The sequence below is a fragment of the Vibrio sp. 10N.261.51.F11 genome, from assembly GCF_041471665.1.
Taxonomy (GTDB): Bacteria; Pseudomonadota; Gammaproteobacteria; order Enterobacterales; family Vibrionaceae; genus Vibrio; species Vibrio crassostreae_C.
Genome location: NZ_JBFROW010000072.1, coordinates 1 through 1,031 on the forward strand (window position 1 = coordinate 1; position 1,031 = coordinate 1,031).

Here is a 1,031-nt window from a genome sequence, read left to right on the forward strand (position 1 = left end):
AACTAAATCAAGAACCTACGATCTGATCAGCTACCACCACTCTCTCTCGTAGCCTTATGCCTAAACCTTGTTACAAAACAACCAACTGGAAGCAATACAACCAATCGCTCATTAACCGTGGTTCTCTGACCTTCTGGATCGATGAAGAAGCAATAAGTGGGTGGGCGCAAAGCAAACAGAATAAGCGCGGGAGGCCACGTCGGTTCAGTGATTTAGCTATTACGACAGCACTCATGGTGAAACGAGTTTTTTCTATGCCACTGAGAGCGCTGCAAGGATTTATCGACTCGATATTTAGGTTAGCCCATGTGCCGTTAAGTTGTCCGCATTACACCTGCATCAGTCGTAGAGCCAAGCAAGTTGAGGTCTCATTTAAGACTAAAGCGAGAGGAGCGATACAACACCTAGCCATTGATGCAACTGGCCTTAAGGTTTATGGCGAAGGTGAATGGAAAGTCAAAAAACACGGGACGGATGGCAAGCGGAGAGTCTGGCGAAAGCTGCATATTGCAGTTGATACAAGCACTCATGAGATCATTGCCGCCGAGCTAAGTTTATCAACGGTTACAGATGGTGAAGTACTCCCGAACCTACTGAAACAAACACGTCGAAGCATCCTTGAGGTGTCTGGTGATGGCGCTTACGACACGAGAGCGTGTCGCGCTGCTATTAAGATGAAGCGAGCCGTTGCGCTTATTCCCCCAAGAGAAGGGGCAGCCTTCTGGGAGCGTGGTCATCCTCGAAATCTCGCCGTGGGTTGCCAGAAATTATACGGCTCAAATAAGTATTGGAAAGAGCGGTATGGATACCACAAACGTTCATTGTCAGAAACAGCGATGTATCGAGTTAAACAGTTGCTAGGAGGACGATTGAGCTTAAGAAATTACAATGCCCAGGTGGGTGAAACTTACGCGATGATAAAAGCGTTGAACAAGCTTACTGGGTTAGGTATGCCTGAAACTTGTCGTATTGATTAAGAAATACGCGAAACGGGGTTGTTCTATCTTTAAATTTAATTACGCAACAAAGCC

Annotated in this window: 1 protein-coding gene; it reads left to right on the forward strand. The window is 46.4% G+C overall.

The window, feature by feature from the left end; all coding sequences use genetic code 11:
• Positions 1-56: 56 nt before the first annotated feature.
• On the forward strand, positions 57-977 hold the full coding sequence (locus AB4351_RS19855) for an IS5 family transposase (protein ID WP_065583724.1): 921 nt from the start codon (positions 57-59) through the stop codon (positions 975-977).
• Positions 978-1,031 lie beyond the last annotated feature (54 nt).

What these genes read in the sequence shown, in the direction of transcription:
- AB4351_RS19855 (WP_065583724.1), top strand. Translation starts at nt 57, where the DNA reads ATGCCTAAACCTTGTTACAAAACAACCAACTGGAAGCAATACAACCAA.